Source organism: Ilumatobacter sp. (assembly GCF_049588435.1).
Lineage (GTDB): Bacteria > Actinomycetota > Acidimicrobiia > Acidimicrobiales > Ilumatobacteraceae > Ilumatobacter_A.
Genome location: NZ_JBAVYV010000588.1, coordinates 1 through 3,672, shown reverse-complemented (window position 1 = coordinate 3,672; position 3,672 = coordinate 1). Strand labels below are relative to the sequence as shown.

Sequence of the window (3,672 nt, the reverse complement as noted above, 5' to 3'; positions counted from 1 at the left end):
TCGCGGCGGCGCGGTCGGACTGCCGGATCGGACGCGCCACGCTGTCGCGACTCCGCGACGAGGTCGAACCCTGGCCCGGGGTCTGGCCGGTCGGAGCGCGAACCGAACTCGTCGCGTTGCTGCTCGAAGGACACCACGCGATCAAGGTCCTCGAATCTCTCGACCAGCACGAACTGCTCGCACGGTTCCTTCCCGAATGGGAACCGGTCCGCTCGAAGCCGCAACGCAACGCGTATCACCGCTTCACCGTCGATCGACATCTGTGGGAAGCCGCGGCGAACGCCGCCGAACTCGCGTCGCAGGTGTCGCGGCCCGACCTGTTGGTCATCGGGGCATTGCTCCACGACCTCGGGAAGGGGTACCCGGGCGATCACACCGAGGTCGGAATGGATCTCGTCCGGCAGATCGGTCCGCGGCTCGGCTACGACCGCCACGACGTCGAGACGCTCGTCGCGATGGTCGAGTGGCACCTGCTGCTTCCCGACGTCGCGATGCGGCGCGACCTGTCCGACCCGGCGACCATCGACCTGGTCGCGGGACTCGTGTATTCGGTCGAACGTCTCGAGTTGCTCCACGCGCTCACCGAGGCCGATTCGAAGGCGACCGGTCCGTCGGCGTGGGGAACGTGGAAGAAGGAACTCGTCGACGAACTCGCCACGCGGACGCGCATCGTGTTGGGCGGCGGCGACGTCACCGAGGTCGCCTGGCAACTCTTCCCCGATGCCGCCACGCTCGCCGTGATGGCGATCGGCGAGGTCGACATCTCGCGCCGCGACGACCGGATCACCATCGTCTACCCCGACCAGCCGGGCACCTTCGGCCAGATCGCAGGCGTGCTCTCGCTCCACGGACTCGACGTGCTCAGCTCGCGTGCCCACTCCGACGAGGGCGGCATGGCGGCGTCGCAGTTCCGGATCGCGGTGTCGAAGGGGGAGCTGAACTGGCGGTCGCTGAAGAGCGACCTGCGCAAGGGTCTGGCCCGCGAGCTGGCGATCGAGGCGCGCCTCGTCGAACGCGCGAGGACCTACCGACGGCGACGGCGGCTGCAGGCCGAGGTGCCGGGCCCGCCGAAGGTCAAGTTCATCGAGGGTGGATCGAGCAATGCGACGGTGATCGAGGTGCGGGCGGTCAGCAAGGTCGGGATCCTCCATCGGATCACGAAGGCGTTGGGCGAACTCGGCCTCGACATCCGTCATGCGACCGTCCAGACGATCGGCATGGAGGTCGTCGACACGTTCTACGTGCGCACGCGTTCGGGCGAACTCGTCACGAGCTCGCCGCATCGCAAGGAGATCCAGAAGGCGCTGCTCCACGCGGTGCAGTGATCCCTCGTCCGGAGTGAACATCCGGGTGGCACCGTGCGGACCGGTGAGGGTTCGCTGCCGTAGATTGGCCTCGTGACTGCTGATGCTCGGGACCTGGCGCGATGGAGTGAGACCCTGGCGGCGATCGCGCGCACCGGGATGGGCTTCACCGAGAGCCTGTACGAGCGTGAGCGATACGAGGAGATCCTGCACGTCGCCGGTGACATCAAGGCCGCCGCCCGTGAACTCGAGGCCGATGCCGACTCGGCTGCCGTGCAGCGTGAGATCGACCATTTCGTCGGAGAGTGGATGGAGTCGATCGGCGAGGGCGTCCCCGGCTACGTGACGCCGAAGACGGCCGTCGGAGCGATCGTCGGAAACGAGAACGGCGAGATCCTGCTGATCCAACGCAAGGACTCGGGCATCTGGCTGTACCCGACCGGCTGGGCTGATGTCGGCTACTCACCCGCCGAGGTGGCGGTGAAAGAGGTCAGCGAGGAGACCGGCATCGAGTGCGACGCGCAACGTCTGCTCGGGGTGGTGGACGGTCAGCGGATGGGCTTCAGCCGCTTCGGCATGTACATGCTGCTGTTCCACTGCTCGGCGGTCGGTGGCGAGTTGACGCCGCATCCCCTCGAAACCGGCGACGTCGGATGGTTCGCGCGTGACGCACTGCCCGAGTCGACCGCGGGTGCTCAGTGGTGGGGGCCGATGGCGTTCGCCGCGATCGACGGAACGCTGTCGGACGCCACGTTCGACCCGGTCCGCCCCGACATCTGGCGCAGCTGATTTCGGGGTCGGCTCGAACTCAGTCCTGATCGCGCAGGAACTGTTCGACCTCGTTCATCAACTCGTCGGGGTCGATCGGTGCCGCCGCGGTGAGGTCGTCCTCCTCGGTGGCGTCGTTCTCGTCGGCCAACTGCTCGAGTCGGGCGAGGTATTCGACCATGTCGTCGTCGTCACCGATCAGCGCGGCGACGCGAGCGTCGTACTCGGTCGCGGCGGAGTCCAGTTGCGACACGGGTGGGGGTGTTCCGATCATCGAACAGGCCCGCTCGATCAACGCCAGCGCGGCCTTCGGTGACGGGACCTGCGATGCGTATCCGGGGACGGCTGCCCACAGCGACGCCGTGGGGAGTCCCGAGCGCTGGAGTGCGTCGTGGAGCACCCCGACGATGCCGGTGGGGCCCTCGTACTGCGACTGTTGGAGTTCGAAGCGGTCGATCAACGCGGTGTCGGACGCGGTGCCGATCAACGGGACCTGGCGTGAGTGCGGCACATCGGCGAGCAGCGCCCCGAGCGAGATCGCCATCGTCGCACCGAACCGCTCGGCGATGCCGGTGACCTGCTCGGAGAACAACCGCCACCGCAGTGCGGGTTCGGGGCCGAGCATCAGGATCACGTCGGTGCCCGGGAGCGAGATCGACCAGACCCCCACGGTCGGCCACACGATCGAACGGTTGCGATCCTGGTCGAGCCGGACCTGTGGGCGCACGGTCGCGAAATCGGTGAACGCCTCGGGATCGATCTCGGCGAGCACGTCGGCTCCCCACCCTTCGACCATCGTGGTCAGCGCGGTCGATGCGGCATCGCCGGCGTCGTTCCAGCCGGTGAAGCCGGCGATCAGCACAGGTCGATCGAGTGCCGGCTCCGCCAGAAATCGAACATGCTCGGTTCCCACGGACGTCACGCTATCGGTGCGTATCGTGGGGCCGATGCAGCACGATGAGGCCAGGGCCGATGGGATCGCCGCCGACGCGACGAGCAACGCGGTCGCGACGATCGAGATCGCGTCGGTCGTCGACGACGAGTTGGTCGCCGCGTTCGAGCACCTGATCCCGCAGCTGTCGTCGTCGTCACCCGCCCCGAGCCGTGAGTTGTTGACCGAATTGGTCGACGGTGCCGACACCGCCGTGTTCATCGCTCGCGTGGGCGGTGCGATCGTCGGGAGCCTGACGCTCGCGTTCTACCGAATCCCGACCGGGATGAAGGCGTGGATCGAGGACGTCGTCGTCGACGATTCGGCGCGAGGTCACGGGGTCGGTCGTCTGCTCAACGAAGCCGCACTCGAGGAGGCCCGCGTGCGGGGCGCCAAGAACGTGAGCCTCACGAGCCGGCCATCACGCGAAGCCGCGAACCGGCTGTACCAACGCATCGGCTTCGTCGCCCGCGAGACGAACCTCTACCGCTACGACATCTGACCCCCGACTCGGACCCCGACTCTGACCTCCTCGTTCCCCGTCGTTCCCGACTCGGAGCCCGTCGCTCCCGACATTTCGACGGATCGTGACGCCGACCGTCACGATGTGTCGAAATTCGCGTGGAGGCGTGGCGGCGTGGCGGCGTGGAGGCGTGAGTGTGCCGGTGG

At 67.6% G+C, this 3,672-nt stretch carries 4 protein-coding genes; 3 read left to right on the top strand and 1 reads right to left on the bottom strand.

All coding sequences use genetic code 11. From position 1 onward, the window contains the following. Positions 1-1,325: ACT domain-containing protein (locus WBV89_RS22030; protein ID WP_423983476.1), on the top strand; the 1,325-nt coding region annotated here is incomplete at its 5' end. 72 nt (positions 1,326-1,397) lie between these two features. Continuing rightward, on the top strand, positions 1,398-2,093 hold the full coding sequence (locus WBV89_RS22025) for an NUDIX hydrolase N-terminal domain-containing protein (protein WP_423983475.1): 696 nt from the start codon (positions 1,398-1,400) through the stop codon (positions 2,091-2,093). A gap of 19 nt (positions 2,094-2,112) precedes the next feature. Here the strand turns inward: WBV89_RS22025 and WBV89_RS22020 are convergent, their stop codons facing one another. After that, complete coding sequence (locus tag WBV89_RS22020) at positions 2,113-2,985, bottom strand: PAC2 family protein (protein WP_423983474.1); 873 nt, start codon at positions 2,983-2,985, stop codon at positions 2,113-2,115. Between the two features lie 34 nt (positions 2,986-3,019). Between WBV89_RS22020 and WBV89_RS22015 the strand changes: the two genes are divergently transcribed. Beyond that, positions 3,020-3,505, top strand: a complete 486-nt coding sequence (locus WBV89_RS22015) for a GNAT family N-acetyltransferase (RefSeq protein WP_423983473.1) — start codon at positions 3,020-3,022, stop codon at positions 3,503-3,505. Positions 3,506-3,672 lie beyond the last annotated feature (167 nt).